At 61.6% G+C, this 18,935-nt stretch carries 7 protein-coding genes, 5 rRNA genes and 3 pseudogenes; 6 read left to right on the forward strand and 9 right to left on the reverse strand.

From position 1 onward, the window contains the following. Positions 1–26: 26 nt before the first annotated feature. The 4 genes from OG953_RS20200 to OG953_RS20215 form a co-directional block, all read right to left on the reverse strand. Positions 27–3,151 (reverse strand): 23S ribosomal RNA (locus tag OG953_RS20200). 296 nt (positions 3,152–3,447) lie between these two features. Then, positions 3,448–4,973: ribosomal RNA gene (locus tag OG953_RS20205) — 16S ribosomal RNA — on the reverse strand. The 16S and 23S rRNA genes sit together here, the layout of an rRNA operon. Positions 4,974–5,573: 600 nt before the next feature. Then, entirely contained in the window at positions 5,574–5,840 is a 267-nt protein-coding gene (locus OG953_RS20210; protein ID WP_405685925.1) for a hypothetical protein, read from the reverse strand. A gap of 294 nt (positions 5,841–6,134) precedes the next feature. Beyond that, positions 6,135–6,548, reverse strand: coding sequence for a winged helix-turn-helix transcriptional regulator (locus tag OG953_RS20215; RefSeq protein ID WP_405685927.1), 414 nt, complete (start codon positions 6,546–6,548; stop codon positions 6,135–6,137). Positions 6,549–6,633: 85 nt separating this feature from the next. On the opposite strand from OG953_RS20215, the gene OG953_RS20220 reads away from it, so the two are divergent. The 5 genes and pseudogenes from OG953_RS20220 to OG953_RS20240 all read left to right on the forward strand — a co-directional run. Then, positions 6,634–7,446: an NAD(P)H-binding protein gene (locus OG953_RS20220; RefSeq protein WP_405685929.1), complete on the forward strand. Its 813-nt coding sequence runs from the start codon at positions 6,634–6,636 to the stop codon at positions 7,444–7,446. Between the two features lie 37 nt (positions 7,447–7,483). Beyond that, positions 7,484–7,747 (forward strand): annotated as a pseudogene (locus OG953_RS20225) (helix-turn-helix domain-containing protein); the annotation flags it as partial. Between the two features lie 95 nt (positions 7,748–7,842). Next, on the forward strand, positions 7,843–8,109 hold the full coding sequence (locus OG953_RS20230; protein ID WP_405692463.1) for a hypothetical protein: 267 nt from the start codon (positions 7,843–7,845) through the stop codon (positions 8,107–8,109). Continuing rightward, the gene (locus OG953_RS20235; protein ID WP_405691936.1) at positions 8,084–8,278 is read left to right on the forward strand and encodes a WYL domain-containing protein; all 195 of its coding nucleotides are present in this window, start codon (positions 8,084–8,086) and stop codon (positions 8,276–8,278) included. Before OG953_RS20230 ends, OG953_RS20235 begins: the two co-directional genes overlap by 26 nt. Before the next feature lie 471 nt (positions 8,279–8,749). Beyond that, positions 8,750–8,878: pseudogene (locus tag OG953_RS20240) on the forward strand (MerR family DNA-binding transcriptional regulator); the annotation flags it as partial. 277 nt (positions 8,879–9,155) lie between these two features. On the opposite strand, the pseudogene OG953_RS20245 reads toward OG953_RS20240, so the two are convergent. From OG953_RS20245 to OG953_RS20265, 5 genes and pseudogenes are all read right to left on the reverse strand, one after another. Continuing rightward, positions 9,156–9,452: pseudogene (locus OG953_RS20245) on the reverse strand (transposase domain-containing protein); the annotation flags it as partial. A 1,684-nt stretch (positions 9,453–11,136) separates the two neighbouring features. Further along, positions 11,137–11,253, reverse strand: a 5S ribosomal RNA gene (gene rrf / locus OG953_RS20250). A 79-nt stretch (positions 11,254–11,332) separates the two neighbouring features. Then, positions 11,333–14,457, reverse strand: a 23S ribosomal RNA gene (locus OG953_RS20255). Between the two features lie 296 nt (positions 14,458–14,753). Continuing rightward, a 16S ribosomal RNA gene (locus OG953_RS20260) occupies positions 14,754–16,279 on the reverse strand. Between the two features lie 599 nt (positions 16,280–16,878). Further along, positions 16,879–17,436, reverse strand: coding sequence for a MarR family winged helix-turn-helix transcriptional regulator (locus OG953_RS20265; protein ID WP_093894641.1), 558 nt, complete (start codon positions 17,434–17,436; stop codon positions 16,879–16,881). Positions 17,437–17,591: 155 nt separating this feature from the next. Here OG953_RS20265 and OG953_RS20270 point away from each other — a divergent pair, with 155 nt between their 5' ends. Continuing rightward, positions 17,592–18,893, forward strand: coding sequence for an MFS transporter (locus OG953_RS20270; RefSeq protein WP_405691938.1), 1,302 nt, complete (start codon positions 17,592–17,594; stop codon positions 18,891–18,893). Positions 18,894–18,935 lie beyond the last annotated feature (42 nt).

Raw genomic sequence — 18,935 nt, forward strand, 5'->3', positions numbered from 1 at the left:
AACTAACACAGTGGACGCGAGCAACTGAGGACAAGCCCTCGGCCTATTAGTACCAGTCAGCTCCACCCGTTACCGGGCTTCCACATCTGGCCTATCAACCCAGTCGTCTACTGGGAGCCTTAACCAATCAAGTTGGTGGGAATACTCATCTCGAAGCAGGCTTCCCGCTTAGATGCTTTCAGCGGTTATCCTTTCCGAACGTAGCCAACCAGCCATGCCCTTGGCAGAACAACTGGCACACCAGAGGTTCGTCCGTCCCGGTCCTCTCGTACTAGGGACAGCCCTTCTCAATATTCCTACGCGCACAGCGGATAGGGACCGAACTGTCTCACGACGTTCTAAACCCAGCTCGCGTACCGCTTTAATGGGCGAACAGCCCAACCCTTGGGACCGACTCCAGCCCCAGGATGCGACGAGCCGACATCGAGGTGCCAAACCATCCCGTCGATATGGACTCTTGGGGAAGATCAGCCTGTTATCCCCGGGGTACCTTTTATCCGTTGAGCGACAGCGCTTCCACAAGCCACTGCCGGATCACTAGTCCCGACTTTCGTCCCTGCTCGACCCGTCGGTCTCACAGTCAAGCTCCCTTGTGCACTTACACTCAACACCTGATTGCCAACCAGGCTGAGGGAACCTTTGGGCGCCTCCGTTACTCTTTAGGAGGCAACCGCCCCAGTTAAACTACCCATCAGACACTGTCCCTGATCCGGATCACGGACCCAGGTTAGACATCCAGCACGACCAGAGTGGTATTTCAACGACGACTCCACAACCACTGGCGTGGCTGCTTCAAAGTCTCCCACCTATCCTACACAAGCCGAACCGAACACCAATATCAAACTGTAGTAAAGGTCCCGGGGTCTTTCCGTCCTGCTGCGCGAAACGAGCATCTTTACTCGTAGTGCAATTTCACCGGGCCTATGGTTGAGACAGTCGAGAAGTCGTTACGCCATTCGTGCAGGTCGGAACTTACCCGACAAGGAATTTCGCTACCTTAGGATGGTTATAGTTACCACCGCCGTTTACTGGCGCTTAAGTTCTCAGCTTCGCCGACCCGAAAGTCAGCTAACCGGTCCCCTTAACGTTCCAGCACCGGGCAGGCGTCAGTCCGTATACATCGCCTTACGGCTTCGCACGGACCTGTGTTTTTAGTAAACAGTCGCTTCTCGCTGGTCTCTGCGGCCACCCCCAGCTCATGGAGTAAATCCAATCACCAGTGATGGCCCCCCTTCTCCCGAAGTTACGGGGGCATTTTGCCGAGTTCCTTAACCATAGTTCACCCGAACGCCTCGGTATTCTCTACCTGACCACCTGAGTCGGTTTAGGGTACGGGCCGCCATGAAACTCGCTAGAGGCTTTTCTCGACAGCATAGGATCATCCACTTCACCACAATCGGCTCGGCATCAGGTCTCAGCCTTAACGTGTGACGGATTTACCTACCACACGGCCTACACCCTTACCCCGGGACAACCACCGCCCGGGCTGGACTACCTTCCTGCGTCACCCCATCGCTTACCTAGTACAAGTCTGGTTCGTCGGCTCCACCACTACCCTCAACTCCGAAGAGATCGGGCCGGCTTCACGGACTTAGCATCGCCTGATTCAGTATTGGGCGTTTCAAAGCGGGTACCGGAATATCAACCGGTTGTCCATCGACTACGCCTGTCGGCCTCGCCTTAGGTCCCGACTTACCCTGGGCAGATCAGCTTGACCCAGGAACCCTTAGTCAATCGGCGCACACGTTTCTCACGTGTGTATCGCTACTCATGCCTGCATTCTCACTCGTGAACCGTCCACAACTCGCTTCCGCGGCTGCTTCACCCGGCACACGACGCTCCCCTACCCATCCGTACTCCCGTTGGGGATACATGTACGAATGACACGACTTCGGCGGTACGCTTGAGCCCCGCTACATTGTCGGCGCGGAATCACTTGACCAGTGAGCTATTACGCACTCTTTCAAGGGTGGCTGCTTCTAAGCCAACCTCCTGGTTGTCTCTGCGACTCCACATCCTTTCCCACTTAGCGTACGCTTAGGGGCCTTAGTCGATGCTCTGGGCTGTTTCCCTCTCGACCATGGAGCTTATCCCCCACAGTCTCACTGCCGCGCTCTCACTTACCGGCATTCGGAGTTTGGCTAAGGTCAGTAACCCGGTAGGGCCCATCGCCTATCCAGTGCTCTACCTCCGGTAAGAAACACACGACGCTGCACCTAAATGCATTTCGGGGAGAACCAGCTATCACGGAGTTTGATTGGCCTTTCACCCCTAACCACAGGTCATCCCCCAGGTTTTCAACCCTGGTGGGTTCGGTCCTCCACGAAGTCTTACCTCCGCTTCAACCTGCCCATGGCTAGATCACTCCGCTTCGGGTCTTGAGCGTGCTACTGAAACGCCCTATTCGGACTCGCTTTCGCTACGGCTTCCCCACACGGGTTAACCTCGCAACACACCGCAAACTCGCAGGCTCATTCTTCAAAAGGCACGCAGTCACGACTGCATGTGCAAGCACATACAGCGACGCTCCCACGGCTTGTAGGCACACGGTTTCAGGTACTATTTCACTCCGCTCCCGCGGTACTTTTCACCATTCCCTCACGGTACTATCCGCTATCGGTCACCAGGGAATATTTAGGCTTAGCGGGTGGTCCCGCCAGATTCACACGGGATTTCTCGGGCCCCGTGCTACTTGGGTGTCTCTCAAACGAGCCGTTGATGTTTCAGCTACGGGGGTCTTACCCTCTACGCCGGACCTTTCGCATGTCCTTCGCCTACATCAACGGTTTCTGACTCGTCTCACGGCCGGCAGACCGTGAAAGAGAGATCCCACAACCCCGCATGCGCAACCCCTGCCGGGTATCACACGCATACGGTTTGGCCTCATCCAGTTTCGCTCGCCACTACTCCCGGAATCACGGTTGTTTTCTCTTCCTGAGGGTACTGAGATGTTTCACTTCCCCTCGTTCCCTCCACACTGCCTATGTGTTCAGCAGCGGGTGACAGCCCATGACGACTGCCGGGTTTCCCCATTCGGACACCCCCGGATCAAAGCTCGGTTGACAGCTCCCCGGGGCCTATCGTGGCCTCCCACGTCCTTCATCGGTTCCTGGTGCCAAGGCATCCACCGTGCGCCCTTAAAAACTTGGCCACAGATGCTCGCGTCCACTGTGCAGTTCTCAAACAACGACCAGCCACCCATCACCCCACCCCTGAGGGCGAGTTCACTGGGGCCGGCAACTGAAGGCGACCTCACGGCCGTACCCTCAGATACCCAACAACGTGCCCGGCACAACCGATCCCTTCCCACGTTCCACGCCGAAGCAGTACTAGTGAAAAACAACCTGTCGTGCCGAATAGTCAACGTTCCACCCATGAGCTGACCACCGTCGAACATTTGCCGACGTAGTGGCTCTGGATTCCTTACGGAATCTAGATGCTCCTTAGAAAGGAGGTGATCCAGCCGCACCTTCCGGTACGGCTACCTTGTTACGACTTCGTCCCAATCGCCAGTCCCACCTTCGACAGCTCCCTCCCACAAGGGGTTGGGCCACCGGCTTCGGGTGTTACCGACTTTCGTGACGTGACGGGCGGTGTGTACAAGGCCCGGGAACGTATTCACCGCAGCAATGCTGATCTGCGATTACTAGCAACTCCGACTTCATGGGGTCGAGTTGCAGACCCCAATCCGAACTGAGACCGGCTTTTTGAGATTCGCTCCGCCTCGCGGCATCGCAGCTCATTGTACCGGCCATTGTAGCACGTGTGCAGCCCAAGACATAAGGGGCATGATGACTTGACGTCGTCCCCACCTTCCTCCGAGTTGACCCCGGCAGTCTCCTGTGAGTCCCCATCACCCCGAAGGGCATGCTGGCAACACAGAACAAGGGTTGCGCTCGTTGCGGGACTTAACCCAACATCTCACGACACGAGCTGACGACAGCCATGCACCACCTGTATACCGACCACAAGGGGGGCACCATCTCTGATGCTTTCCGGTATATGTCAAGCCTTGGTAAGGTTCTTCGCGTTGCGTCGAATTAAGCCACATGCTCCGCTGCTTGTGCGGGCCCCCGTCAATTCCTTTGAGTTTTAGCCTTGCGGCCGTACTCCCCAGGCGGGGAACTTAATGCGTTAGCTGCGGCACCGACGACGTGGAATGTCGCCAACACCTAGTTCCCAACGTTTACGGCGTGGACTACCAGGGTATCTAATCCTGTTCGCTCCCCACGCTTTCGCTCCTCAGCGTCAGTAATGGCCCAGAGATCCGCCTTCGCCACCGGTGTTCCTCCTGATATCTGCGCATTTCACCGCTACACCAGGAATTCCGATCTCCCCTACCACACTCTAGCCTGCCCGTATCGACTGCAGACCCGGGGTTAAGCCCCGGGCTTTCACAACCGACGCAACAAGCCGCCTACGAGCTCTTTACGCCCAATAATTCCGGACAACGCTTGCGCCCTACGTATTACCGCGGCTGCTGGCACGTAGTTAGCCGGCGCTTCTTCTGCAGGTACCGTCACTCTCGCTTCTTCCCTGCTGAAAGAGGTTTACAACCCGAAGGCCGTCATCCCTCACGCGGCGTCGCTGCATCAGGCTTTCGCCCATTGTGCAATATTCCCCACTGCTGCCTCCCGTAGGAGTCTGGGCCGTGTCTCAGTCCCAGTGTGGCCGGTCGCCCTCTCAGGCCGGCTACCCGTCGTCGCCTTGGTAGGCCATCACCCCACCAACAAGCTGATAGGCCGCGGGCTCATCCTTCACCGCCGGAGCTTTCAACCCCGTCCCATGCGGGACAGAGTGTTATCCGGTATTAGACCCCGTTTCCAGGGCTTGTCCCAGAGTGAAGGGCAGATTGCCCACGTGTTACTCACCCGTTCGCCACTAATCCACCCCGAAGGGCTTCATCGTTCGACTTGCATGTGTTAAGCACGCCGCCAGCGTTCGTCCTGAGCCAGGATCAAACTCTCCGTGAATGTTTTCCCGTAATCGGGACACACATCACGAGAGCGGAACGATCAGCCGGAATAAGACCGATCGTTCACAGCGTCCTCGCTGTGTAAATTGCCTACCGGAACCGTGAGGCCCGGCAGGACTTTCAAAGGAACCACCAACCTGCCGAAGCAGGCCGGGGTATCAACATATCTGGCGTTGACTTTTGGCACGCTGTTGAGTTCTCAAGGAACGGACGCTTCCTTTGTACTCACCCTCTCGGGCTTTCCTCCGGGCTTTCCCTTCGGTCTTGCGTCTCCGACTCTATCAGATCCTTTCGGGCCTGATTCCCAGTCAGCGGGATTTGTCTTCCCGGCCGTTGAGCCGTTCCGACACCGAAACTCTAGCGGATTCGCCCCGGTATTTCATAATCGCGCCCTCGAAATGAATTCCGGCATGCCGAAATCATCCCGAGCGGGACACCGTGCAGAGTTTTGGTTGCCGCAGTAGCGGCGGGATCGGCTGCCGGAGAACCGTTCCGGCTCCACGACAACTCGGAGCACTTTACGGATCAGCGAGAGGCGTGTCAACCCCGCCAGGTCGAACCCAGCAGGCCCCTGGACCCTGGAGGCCGTTCGGCTGGGTCAGGGTGTGCAACGCGTAATGTACCTGCGCCAGTTGGTGATCCAGGTCTGCCCCCGTCCGCGGAGCACGCCGGTAGTCGCCGTGATCCCCGACCAGATGAAGCGGACCTTCACCTTGTGGCCGTCGTGCTCGTCGTCGCCATGGAAGGTGCCGGTGCCGTCCAGGGCGAAACGGCCGACCACGGGTGGGAAGAGTGTGCCGGTGCGCTTGCTCGCCCAGGACAGGGACCACGTTTCGGCTCCGGGGTCGTAGAGCCGCAGGGTCATGCCGGCAAATCCCTATCGCCAGGAAATCGATCTCGTCGAAGCCGGCCCGGCCGTCGAAGTGCGCGGAGGCGCGGGCGACGCCCGGGAACTCCTCCCAGCAGGCGGAGCCCTCGGTCGGGTCGAGAATGTCCTTCCGCCAACGGTTGACGACGTCATAGGTGCCGGTGAGGAAGCTGAAGCCGGCGCTGTTGCCCATGGGGGAGACGCTGGTGCCGCTCCGCAGAAGTCCGTGGAGGGGGACCGGCCCGTGGCGCGTCATGGTCGGCAAGGTGCGGAGGTCCGTGGTCCGTTCGTTCAGCGGATTCCGGAGTCGGGATGTTCGGCATCCCATTCTTCGCGTGCTCGGGCGATGGCGTCGCGGTGTTCTGCTGACCAGTCCGCGAGGGCTTTTACCAGATGTGTGAGGTTGTGGCCCATCGCTGTGAGCTCGTACTCGACCTGTGGGGGCACTGTCGGGTGCACAGTCCGGGTGACCAGCCCATCCCGTTCCAGCCGACGCACGGTGAGCGTCAGCATCCGTTGCGAGATACCGGGTACGGCGCGTTGCAGCTGCCGAAAACGGCGTACGCCCTGGGCCAGTTCGACCACGATCAGGACCGACCACTTGTCCCCGATCCGGTCGAGCACCTCGCGGATCCCGCAGTCCTCGTGCTCGTCCCCACAGCTGACGACGGGTTCGGTGGTTACCTCCGTGTGCCCCACTGACATCGAAGTGCCTCCTTACGCTCCCTGGCGCAAACCCGCAGGGTGATCCCGGTTACCGAAGAGAACCTACCGGAACGGGAAGACCCTGATGATCCTGGTTACTGGAGCCACCGGCGCCTTGGGCGCGCTGATCGCCGAGCAGCTGGCCGGCCGTGACGACACCGTCCTTGGAACGCGCGATCCTCAGCAGCCCCAGGCTTCGCTGCCTGACCGCCGCATCGACTTCGACCATCCCGACACGCTCATCACGGGTTTCGAAGGCGTGAACGTGCTGCTGTTGATCTCCGCAGGCTACGGCGAGGATGACGTCGTCATAGCCCGGCACGATGCCGCCATCGACGCGGCCGAGAAGGCCGGGGTGGAGCATGTCGTCTATACAAGCCTCACCGCTGACGGCGACCATCTCCCCTACGCCCTGCCGCACCGCTGGACCGAGCGTCGGCTCCAGGAGAGCACCATGGCCTGGACGATCCTGCGCAATGGCTTGTATGCAGAGCTGCTGGCCTGGCTCGCGGCGCCCTCGGCGGACGGGCGGATCACTGCCCCGCTCGGCGAGGGCCGGCTGGCAGCCGTGGTACGCGCGGATCTGGCCGATGTCGCGGTACGTGTGGCGGTGGAGGCCTCCGACCATGCGGGGCGCGTCTATGAACTCGTCGGTGAGCAGGCGATCGGCGGCACCGACCTGGCGCACGCACAAGGGCCGCACGTCGCCTATGAGCCGGAGACACTCGCCCAGGCCCGCGCGCGCATCGCCGCTTCCGGCGCCGAGCCGTTCCAGGTGCCAATGCTGGTGGGCACCTACTCCGCCATCGCTGCCGGATTCATGTCCCGCACCGGCGGCGACCTGCGTCAACTCCTCGGCCGCGAGCCCCGTTCCTCGCTCGCAGCGGCCCTCGCGTAGTCCCAGAGCAAAGACCCTGCGCAGCCAGGACAGTTTCATGCCTTGCGCAACCAAGGCTGTCCCGACGGCGGTTGTGGTGGAACTCGCCGTGCCGGTGCGAACACGCCTGCGGCGGCTGGCAGCGTCAGTGACCGCGCAGGTGCGGCAGGCACTGCGGGCGGAGATCCTCCTCGCCGCGGCCGACGGACTGGCCAATCCTGCGATCGCACGTGAGCTGAAGGTCAGCGTCAACACCGTGCACAAGTGGCGGGGCCGGTTCGCCGCCGGTGCCCTGGCCGCTCTCAAGGACGCGAAACGGCCCGGCCGGCTCCGTATCTACGGGCAGGGGTGGCCACAGCCACCAGCACGCCCCCGCACCCGGAGTCGACCTGGTCCCACCAAAGGATCGCCACGCAGGTGGCTGGCACGCTCTTCGCCGCAATCTCGCCGTCCCAGGTCGGCCGGATCCTGGCGGACTTGGACCTTAAACCGCACCAGGTGCGGGGCTGGCTCACCCGCCGGGACACCCCGGGCTTCTGGCAGCGGGCCGCCGACATCTGCGACCTGTTCCTCACCCCGCCCGACGGTGGGGTGGTGCTGTCCATAGACGAGAAGACCGGCCGGATCGGCGCGGCTGCGGGAACTGGCGGTGCGGGCGGTGGTCGACGCGGCCGAGGCGGGTGAGGAGGAGCGCCCCGGTGGCTGGCGCCGCGTCCTCATCCCGATCGAAAACTTCACACATGCGGAGGGCGAGATCCTCAGGCTGCGCGCCCGTGTGGAGGTGCTGAGCCCACCTGGGCTGCGGGAGCAGATCGCCACCACGGCCCGGGCGTCGGCGGCACTGTACGGCTGAAGGCGACTTCTGGCATGGGTCCGACCGGAGCCCGGCCGACGTGGCCCTCTGGGCGAACGCGTGAGTCCCACTCCCGCACAACCCGGTGAGCCTCTGGCTCGGCCTGCGTCAGGTCGGCGACCGTGCAGCCCAGCGCCCACACATATCTTGTCCAGGTCGTCGAGCCGAACCGCGACGGGCTTGCCGCTCCACAACACGGCGACCTCGCTCAGCAGCGGTGTGAAGCCGACCTCGGCGAAGACAACTGGAGCCGGGTCGGTCGCCAGATGTCCCGCTGTACGACCCGGCCGTTGCTCGCAGACGGCGGAATGTTGACGTACACCCGTCTGGGCATACCCGCACTCCGAGGTGCCGAGGGGGAGCGGGGGAAATCATGGGTGTTGGGCTTGAAGTTTCCGCAGCGGCAGCTTCTACGGTCCTGACCAGGGCCAAAAAGACCGGCCCCGGTACAGCGTTCGTAAGGAGACGGCAATGGCCTGGCCGATCGCGGAGGTCGCCCGGATGTCGGGGGTAACGGCCCGGACGCTGCAGTACGACGACGAGATCGGTCTGCTGCCGGCCGCCTGGATCGGGACCAATGGGCACCGCTACTACGAGGAGCGCGATGCGCGGGCTCGCCACCACCGCCCTTGAAGCTGCCTATCCGCGCGTCGATCGTCGCGCGCGTACCGGTCTCGGTCAGCGTCACCACCCTGGCCTGCGGGAACCCGACGGGCCGACCGGTGCTGTCCACCTGCCCACCAAAAGCTGCACGTGTCATATCGTTCTCCGGCGCGTCCAGCCAGAACCCGTCGACCGCGGCAACTCTCATCCCGCGCCAGAACGCCGTCTCGAGTGAGGGCGGAGCGATCGCCCCCGCCACGCGGCGGAACACTCCTTCCAACGGTGCGGCCCCAAGGTGCTGCCGGGCCCTGGTGAACGACGACTTGTTCGGGACCGACTGGTCCATCTCGGCCAGGGCCCCGACCAGGTTCTCCGCGACATCGTCGTAGGAGTCCTGCTGGAACAGTGCCAGAGCAAGCACGAAGTAGACCATGAACCGGCTCGACAGGGGACGGGGCTTGGCGTTTCCCCGACCACACGCGGTCAGCACCTCGTCCACCAGCTCAGGAACGATCCACTCGGTGAGCAACCCGAGCCGGACCTCATCAGATAACCCGATCCATGGATGCATGTCCGATCAACGAACCAGCACCCCGGCGGTCACCGTGCCTGGGAGAGGAACTACTTGCACCTCTCAAACAACGGCATTGGGACAACGGCTTCAAGTGGCGGGCGATGCCCGCGGACCTCCCCAACGGGACCGGGTCTACGCCTTCTGTCGCCGCCGCCGGAGGCGGGGCCCGGTCAAGGAGTTGCGCAACCGGCCGCGCGCGTCCGTGAGGGTGCCGACCGGGATTCGAAGCCGACAGCAGGATGCATCGCGCCGTCGCTGCCGGCGAGCGGGAAGCCGTACCCCTGGCACGGTGCGCGACGACCGTCCGTGGTTGCCCGGCCGACGTGCCGCCTTGGCGGCCTACGGGCCGAGATAGACGTCCGGCGAGTGCCACTTCGGACGGGGCCACAAGGCCGAAGTGCTCCTCGAGCATCAGCTCGGCCTGGGTGAGCGCGCCGTAGACCCAGCCCTGCCCGGTCGACCACGCCGATCCGCAGACGCACAGGTTGGCGTCGGAGAGCGGGCTTGGCTTCCGGGCCGAGCAGTCGCCAGGCGGCGTACGCCCCAAACACCCCGGCGTCGGACTATTCACGCCACACCGGCACCATGGTCTTCGGTTTCGCCGCATCCCGGGGCGCCGGCTGCGTATCCACATCCCGCGGATCCTGGGCGACCTTGGCGTCGGCGGTGTTTCCGCCGTCCGGAGCCAGCACTGTATCGACCCGCCTGCGGGCGATCGCCCACTCCTGCCCTTCCTGCTCGGCTACGGCCAGTTCGGCCTGGATGCGGTCGGCCTCTTCACGCAGCCCGTCAACTCGACAGCGAGCAGCGACCTCTTACTGTTCCAGCAGTCCGACGATCGACGGCATCCGCGACCTCCCGGGGAGCGACGAAACTACAGGCCGCGACTCCCACGAAGTCACCGGCCCTATGCCTGACGAGCGAAAACATCGCCCTCAGGTTCAGTAAGCCAAGAGCTGCATACCCCCACCCACACATCTCTCATGCCGCGGACAGTACAGGCCAAGTCCGGGACACGGATTGAGTGATAGCCGTCGCTCCAGGACCAGAGGGGTGGGGATGTAGAACCGCGCGATGATCCGAAAGAGACGGTCTATGAGCGGCTCGGCGGCGACGAGGCCGGAGAAAAGGCGATATCGGTCGCCGGGTGCCCGGTTGTTGGTGGTGATCACGGGCCGGCCCCGTCATTCGCTGACCAGCTCGTGGAGGTCGTCGGCGTGGGCTGTGGAGAGCCGACGCATGGCGAAGGCGTCGAGGACGAGCACGTGGGGCCGTACGAGTTCGGTCGGGCCGTACAAGTTCGATAGAGGTCTTGCCGAATGGGCATGACACCAACACAGACTGAACAACCACGCTGGTTCCCGGGTCGGCACGGCCGAGCTGATAAAGGTCGTCGAAGCTCTGCAGCGGCTCCGATTCGCAATCCGGCAAGTGAACCGAGGAGGTAAGACTCTTCCCGCCTGCAGCTTCCAGGAACGCGCGGGGCGTCGGCAGAGGCAGCCCGATCTCCCGCTCAAGACCTTCAAGCTCGTCGGCCTCGCACGGCCTGAACGGGCCAAGGACCAAACGGCCCCGGTACCAGCACGATGACTCGTCAGACACCGCAGGACTGTCACACCTCCCGGCCCTGTGAACGCAGAAAAGCCCCGCACCAGAGGTGCGGGGCTTTCCCGTAAAAGGAGTTCGGCGGCGTCCTACTCTCCCACAGGGTCCCCCCTGCAGTACCATCGGCGCTGAAAGGCTTAGCTTCCGGGTTCGGAATGTAACCGGGCGTTTCCCTAACGCAATGACCACCGAAACACTATGAAATTAACCAACACCGGAACACAACACGGCCGTTCGTTATTTCAGAACTAACACAGTGGACGCGAGCAACTGAGGACAAGCCCTCGGCCTATTAGTACCAGTCAGCTCCACCCGTTACCGGGCTTCCACATCTGGCCTATCAACCCAGTCGTCTACTGGGAGCCTTAACCAATCAAGTTGGTGGGAATACTCATCTCGAAGCAGGCTTCCCGCTTAGATGCTTTCAGCGGTTATCCTTTCCGAACGTAGCCAACCAGCCATGCCCTTGGCAGAACAACTGGCACACCAGAGGTTCGTCCGTCCCGGTCCTCTCGTACTAGGGACAGCCCTTCTCAATATTCCTACGCGCACAGCGGATAGGGACCGAACTGTCTCACGACGTTCTAAACCCAGCTCGCGTACCGCTTTAATGGGCGAACAGCCCAACCCTTGGGACCGACTCCAGCCCCAGGATGCGACGAGCCGACATCGAGGTGCCAAACCATCCCGTCGATATGGACTCTTGGGGAAGATCAGCCTGTTATCCCCGGGGTACCTTTTATCCGTTGAGCGACAGCGCTTCCACAAGCCACTGCCGGATCACTAGTCCCGACTTTCGTCCCTGCTCGACCCGTCGGTCTCACAGTCAAGCTCCCTTGTGCACTTACACTCAACACCTGATTGCCAACCAGGCTGAGGGAACCTTTGGGCGCCTCCGTTACTCTTTAGGAGGCAACCGCCCCAGTTAAACTACCCATCAGACACTGTCCCTGATCCGGATCACGGACCCAGGTTAGACATCCAGCACGACCAGAGTGGTATTTCAACGACGACTCCACAACCACTGGCGTGGCTGCTTCAAAGTCTCCCACCTATCCTACACAAGCCGAACCGAACACCAATATCAAACTGTAGTAAAGGTCCCGGGGTCTTTCCGTCCTGCTGCGCGAAACGAGCATCTTTACTCGTAGTGCAATTTCACCGGGCCTATGGTTGAGACAGTCGAGAAGTCGTTACGCCATTCGTGCAGGTCGGAACTTACCCGACAAGGAATTTCGCTACCTTAGGATGGTTATAGTTACCACCGCCGTTTACTGGCGCTTAAGTTCTCAGCTTCGCCGACCCGAAAGTCAGCTAACCGGTCCCCTTAACGTTCCAGCACCGGGCAGGCGTCAGTCCGTATACATCGCCTTACGGCTTCGCACGGACCTGTGTTTTTAGTAAACAGTCGCTTCTCGCTGGTCTCTGCGGCCACCCCCAGCTCATGGAGTAAATCCAATCACCAGTGATGGCCCCCCTTCTCCCGAAGTTACGGGGGCATTTTGCCGAGTTCCTTAACCATAGTTCACCCGAACGCCTCGGTATTCTCTACCTGACCACCTGAGTCGGTTTAGGGTACGGGCCGCCATGAAACTCGCTAGAGGCTTTTCTCGACAGCATAGGATCATCCACTTCACCACAATCGGCTCGGCATCAGGTCTCAGCCTTAACGTGTGACGGATTTACCTACCACACGGCCTACACCCTTACCCCGGGACAACCACCGCCCGGGCTGGACTACCTTCCTGCGTCACCCCATCGCTTACCTAGTACAAGTCTGGTTCGTCGGCTCCACCACTACCCTCAACTCCGAAGAGATCGGGCCGGCTTCACGGACTTAGCATCGCCTGATTCAGTATTGGGCGTTTCAAAGCGGGTACCGGAATATCAACCGGTTGTCCATCGACTACGCCTGTCGGCCTCGCCTTAGGTCCCGACTTACCCTGGGCAGATCAGCTTGACCCAGGAACCCTTAGTCAATCGGCGCACACGTTTCTCACGTGTGTATCGCTACTCATGCCTGCATTCTCACTCGTGAACCGTCCACAACTCGCTTCCGCGGCTGCTTCACCCGGCACACGACGCTCCCCTACCCATCCACACAGGCGTTAGCCCTTAACGTATGAATGACACGACTTCGGCGGTACGCTTGAGCCCCGCTACATTGTCGGCGCGGAATCACTTGACCAGTGAGCTATTACGCACTCTTTCAAGGGTGGCTGCTTCTAAGCCAACCTCCTGGTTGTCTCTGCGACTCCACATCCTTTCCCACTTAGCGTACGCTTAGGGGCCTTAGTCGATGCTCTGGGCTGTTTCCCTCTCGACCATGGAGCTTATCCCCCACAGTCTCACTGCCGCGCTCTCACTTACCGGCATTCGGAGTTTGGCTAAGGTCAGTAACCCGGTAGGGCCCATCGCCTATCCAGTGCTCTACCTCCGGTAAGAAACACACGACGCTGCACCTAAATGCATTTCGGGGAGAACCAGCTATCACGGAGTTTGATTGGCCTTTCACCCCTAACCACAGGTCATCCCCCAGGTTTTCAACCCTGGTGGGTTCGGTCCTCCACGAAGTCTTACCTCCGCTTCAACCTGCCCATGGCTAGATCACTCCGCTTCGGGTCTTGAGCGTGCTACTGAAACGCCCTATTCGGACTCGCTTTCGCTACGGCTTCCCCACACGGGTTAACCTCGCAACACACCGCAAACTCGCAGGCTCATTCTTCAAAAGGCACGCAGTCACGACTGCATGTGCAAGCACATACAGCGACGCTCCCACGGCTTGTAGGCACACGGTTTCAGGTACTATTTCACTCCGCTCCCGCGGTACTTTTCACCATTCCCTCACGGTACTATCCGCTATCGGTCACCAGGGAATATTTAGGCTTAGCGGGTGGTCCCGCCAGATTCACACGGGATTTCTCGGGCCCCGTGCTACTTGGGTGTCTCTCAAACGAGCCGTTGATGTTTCAGCTACGGGGGTCTTACCCTCTACGCCGGACCTTTCGCATGTCCTTCGCCTACATCAACGGTTTCTGACTCGTCTCACGGCCGGCAGACCGTGAAAGAGAGATCCCACAACCCCGCATGCGCAACCCCTGCCGGGTATCACACGCATACGGTTTGGCCTCATCCAGTTTCGCTCGCCACTACTCCCGGAATCACGGTTGTTTTCTCTTCCTGAGGGTACTGAGATGTTTCACTTCCCCTCGTTCCCTCCACACTGCCTATGTGTTCAGCAGCGGGTGACAGCCCATGACGACTGCCGGGTTTCCCCATTCGGACACCCCCGGATCAAAGCTCGGTTGACAGCTCCCCGGGGCCTATCGTGGCCTCCCACGTCCTTCATCGGTTCCTGGTGCCAAGGCATCCACCGTGCGCCCTTAAAAACTTGGCCACAGATGCTCGCGTCCACTGTGCAGTTCTCAAACAACGACCAGCCACCCATCACCCCACCCCTGAGGGCGAGTTCACTGGGGCCGGCAACTGAAGGCGACCTCACGGCCGTACCCTCAGATACCCAACAACGTGCCCGGCACAACCGATCCCTTCCCACGTTCCACGCCGAAGCAGTACTAGTGAAAAACAACCTGTCGTGCCGAATAGTCAACGTTCCACCCATGAGCTGACCACCGTCGAACATTTGCCGACGTAGTGGCTCTGGATTCCTTACGGAATCTAGATGCTCCTTAGAAAGGAGGTGATCCAGCCGCACCTTCCGGTACGGCTACCTTGTTACGACTTCGTCCCAATCGCCAGTCCCACCTTCGACAGCTCCCTCCCACAAGGGGTTGGGCCACCGGCTTCGGGTGTTACCGACTTTCGTGACGTGACGGGCGGTGTGTACAAGGCCCGGGAACGTATTCACCGCAGCAATGCTGATCTGCGATTACTAGCAACTCCGACTTCATGGGGTCGAGTTGCAGACCCCAATCCGAACTGAGACCGGCTTTTTGAGATTCGCTCCGCCTCGCGGCATCGCAGCTCATTGTACCGGCCATTGTAGCACGTGTGCAGCCCAAGACATAAGGGGCATGATGACTTGACGTCGTCCCCACCTTCCTCCGAGTTGACCCCGGCAGTCTCCTGTGAGTCCCCATCACCCCGAAGGGCATGCTGGCAACACAGAACAAGGGTTGCGCTCGTTGCGGGACTTAACCCAACATCTCACGACACGAGCTGACGACAGCCATGCACCACCTGTATACCGACCACAAGGGGGGCACCATCTCTGATGCTTTCCGGTATATGTCAAGCCTTGGTAAGGTTCTTCGCGTTGCGTCGAATTAAGCCACATGCTCCGCTGCTTGTGCGGGCCCCCGTCAATTCCTTTGAGTTTTAGCCTTGCGGCCGTACTCCCCAGGCGGGGAACTTAATGCGTTAGCTGCGGCACCGACGACGTGGAATGTCGCCAACACCTAGTTCCCAACGTTTACGGCGTGGACTACCAGGGTATCTAATCCTGTTCGCTCCCCACGCTTTCGCTCCTCAGCGTCAGTAATGGCCCAGAGATCCGCCTTCGCCACCGGTGTTCCTCCTGATATCTGCGCATTTCACCGCTACACCAGGAATTCCGATCTCCCCTACCACACTCTAGCCTGCCCGTATCGACTGCAGACCCGGGGTTAAGCCCCGGGCTTTCACAACCGACGCAACAAGCCGCCTACGAGCTCTTTACGCCCAATAATTCCGGACAACGCTTGCGCCCTACGTATTACCGCGGCTGCTGGCACGTAGTTAGCCGGCGCTTCTTCTGCAGGTACCGTCACTCTCGCTTCTTCCCTGCTGAAAGAGGTTTACAACCCGAAGGCCGTCATCCCTCACGCGGCGTCGCTGCATCAGGCTTTCGCCCATTGTGCAATATTCCCCACTGCTGCCTCCCGTAGGAGTCTGGGCCGTGTCTCAGTCCCAGTGTGGCCGGTCGCCCTCTCAGGCCGGCTACCCGTCGTCGCCTTGGTAGGCCATCACCCCACCAACAAGCTGATAGGCCGCGGGCTCATCCTTCACCGCCGGAGCTTTCAACCCCGTCCCATGCGGGACAGAGTGTTATCCGGTATTAGACCCCGTTTCCAGGGCTTGTCCCAGAGTGAAGGGCAGATTGCCCACGTGTTACTCACCCGTTCGCCACTAATCCACCCCGAAGGGCTTCATCGTTCGACTTGCATGTGTTAAGCACGCCGCCAGCGTTCGTCCTGAGCCAGGATCAAACTCTCCGTGAATGTTTTCCCGTAATCGGGACACACATCACGAGAGCGGAACGATCAGCCGGAATAAGACCGATCGTTCACAGCGTCCTCGCTGTGTAAATTGCCTACCGGAACCGTGAGGCCCGGCAGGACTTTCAAAGGAACCACCAACCTGCCGAAGCAGGCCGGGGTATCAACATATCTGGCGTTGACTTTTGGCACGCTGTTGAGTTCTCAAGGAACGGACGCTTCCTTTGTACTCACCCTCTCGGGCTTTCCTCCGGGCTTTCCCTTCGGTCTTGCGTCTCCGACTCTATCAGATCCTTTCGGGCCTGATTCCCAGTCAGCGGGATTTGTCTTCCCGGCCGTTGAGCCGTTCCGACACCGAAACTCTAGCGGATTCGCCCCGGTATTTCATAATCGCGCCCTCGAAATGAATTCCGGCATGCCGAAATCATCCCGAGCGGGACACCGTGCAGAGTTTTGGTTGCCGCAGTAGCGGCGGGATCGGCTGCCGGAGAACCGTTCCGGCTCCACGACAACTCGGAGCACTTTACGGATCAGCGAGAGGCGTGTCAACCCCGCCAGGTCAAGCCGTTTTCACCGCTCGTTCCCCGATCGCCCGGCCCGGGTCAGTCCAGGTCGGTGAGGCGGCCGCCGGCGTCCGGCTGGGCGTGTTCCACGCGGCGCAGGAGGCGAATCAGCATGTCGCCGAGGACGCCGCGTTCGTCGCCCGTGAGGTCCTGGAGCAGGTCCTCCTCGAAGTCGGTGGCCATGCGCATCGCCTCCAACCACTTCGTACGGCCCTCGTCGGTCAGCTCGACGATCACACGCACCCGGTTGTTCTCGTCCCGGTCGCGGGTGACCAGGCCCTCGCCCGCCATGCGGTCGATGCGGTGGGTCATCGCCGCCGGGGTGAGACCGAGGCGCTTGGCCAGCTCTCCCGGGCCCAAGCGGTACGGGGAGCCGGCCAGGACCAGGGTCTTGAGGACTTCCCACTCGGCGTTGCTGATGCCGAGGGCGGCGACCTGGCGTCCGTACGCCACGTTCATCCGGCGGTTCAGTCGGCCCAGGGCCGAGACGACCTGCTCGACCTGGGGGTCCAGGTCACGGAACTCGCGCTGATAGGCGGCGATCTGCTCGTCGAGGCTCGGCTCCTGGGGGCCGGGCTGCTCGGTGGTGTCAGGCATGGCGGGCAGTATCGCACGCCCTCCAAAGCCGTCGAAGTCCTTCGGTCTGAATTGTTGAGCTTCTAACTTTAGTGCTAAAGTCTTCGGGTTCGAGTCGTTCGGGTGGCTCGGCAAGTCGCTTCGAGACCTTGAGGTAGGTGAGTGTGACCAGGGAGATGGGCGCAGCACTGCGGCGGATCCAGCTGGGCAGCGCGCTGAGCGCATTCGGGCTGGGGTTCACCGTTCCGTATCTGTACGTCTATGTGGCACAGGTACGGGATCTGGGTGCCGGTACGGCGGGAGTCGTGCTGGCGGTCTTCGCCATGGCAGCGCTCGCGATCCTGCCGTTCACCGGGCGTGCCATCGACCGGCGCGGGCCGCTGCCCGTGCTCGTCGTCGCCTCGGTCGTCGCTTCCCTGGGCGCGGCCGCCCTCGGCCTGTCGTCCGATGTGACCGCCACCGTACTGTCGGCCGCGGTCCTCGGCGCGGGTACGGCGGTCATGCAGCCGGCGCTCGCCACCATGCTTGTGCGGTGCTCCAGCACCGCCACCCGTACGCGCGCCTTCGCCATGCAGTTCTTCCTGCAGAACCTCGGGCTCGGCATCGGCGGGCTGGTCGGCGGGCAGATCGTCGACACGAGCCGGCCGGAGACCTTCACCTTGCTGTTCCTCATCGAGGCCGCGATGTTCATCGTGCTCGGTGTCATCACCTGCACGGTGCGGCTGCCCCGTCCGCCTTCCTTCCCCGACGCCAGGCCCGCCGACGGGTCCGAGGCGCCGGGCGGGCTGCGGGCGCTGCTCTCGCACCGGGCCATGGTGCAACTGTGCGTGCTGGGCTTCGTGCTGTTCTTCGCCTGCTACGGGCAGTTCGAGTCCGGGCTCGCGGCATACGGCACCGAGGCCGCCGGCATCCAGCCCTCGACGCTCGGTATCGCGCTGGCCGCCAACACCGCCGTCATCGTCGTGGCGCAGTTCGTCGTGCTGCGTCTGGTGGAGCGCCGCAGGCGCAGCCGGGTCATCGCCTCGGTCGGTCTGATCTGGGCGTTCGCCTGGATCGTGGCAGGGTTCGCGGGGCTCGGGCACGGCAGCCAGACGATGGCGACGGCCGCGATGATCTCCACGTACGCGCTGTTCGGACTCGGTGAGTCGATGCTGTCGCCGACCGTGGCGCCGCTGGTCGTCGATCTGGCGCCGGAGTCGATGGTCGGGCAGTACAACTCCGCGTTCGCCCTGTGCAAGCAGCTCGCACTGGCGGTCGGTCCGGCCGTGGGCGGGCCGATGGGGGCGACGCTGCACGGCCCGTACATCGTGACGTTCGTGCTGTTCTCGCTGGGCATCACGGTGCTGGCGCTGCGGCTCGGCCGGCGGCTCACTCCCGTGCAGGATCAGCCTTCGATCGAGACGGTGCCGTCCAGGGTGGTGGCCGTGTCACTGCCGGAGGCCGAGCCCGTGGTTGCCTCCGCCGTCACCACCCACTGAGGCGGTAGAGCGGTAACTGAGGCGGTAAAGCGGTAAAGCTAG

The sequence above is a fragment of the Streptomyces sp. NBC_00057 genome, assembly GCF_045041165.1.
GTDB lineage: Bacteria > Actinomycetota > Actinomycetes > Streptomycetales > Streptomycetaceae > Streptomyces.

Coding starts and splice junctions, on each gene's coding strand:
- OG953_RS20210 (WP_405685925.1), bottom strand. CDS start 5,840: ATGACCCTGCGGCTCTACGACCCCGGAGCCGAAACGTGGTCCCTGTCC.
- OG953_RS20215 (WP_405685927.1), bottom strand. CDS start 6,548: ATGTCAGTGGGGCACACGGAGGTAACCACCGAACCCGTCGTCAGCTGT.
- OG953_RS20220 (WP_405685929.1), top strand. CDS start 6,634: ATGATCCTGGTTACTGGAGCCACCGGCGCCTTGGGCGCGCTGATCGCC.
- OG953_RS20265 (WP_093894641.1), bottom strand. CDS start 17,436: ATGCCTGACACCACCGAGCAGCCCGGCCCCCAGGAGCCGAGCCTCGAC.
- OG953_RS20270 (WP_405691938.1), top strand. CDS start 17,592: ATGGGCGCAGCACTGCGGCGGATCCAGCTGGGCAGCGCGCTGAGCGCA.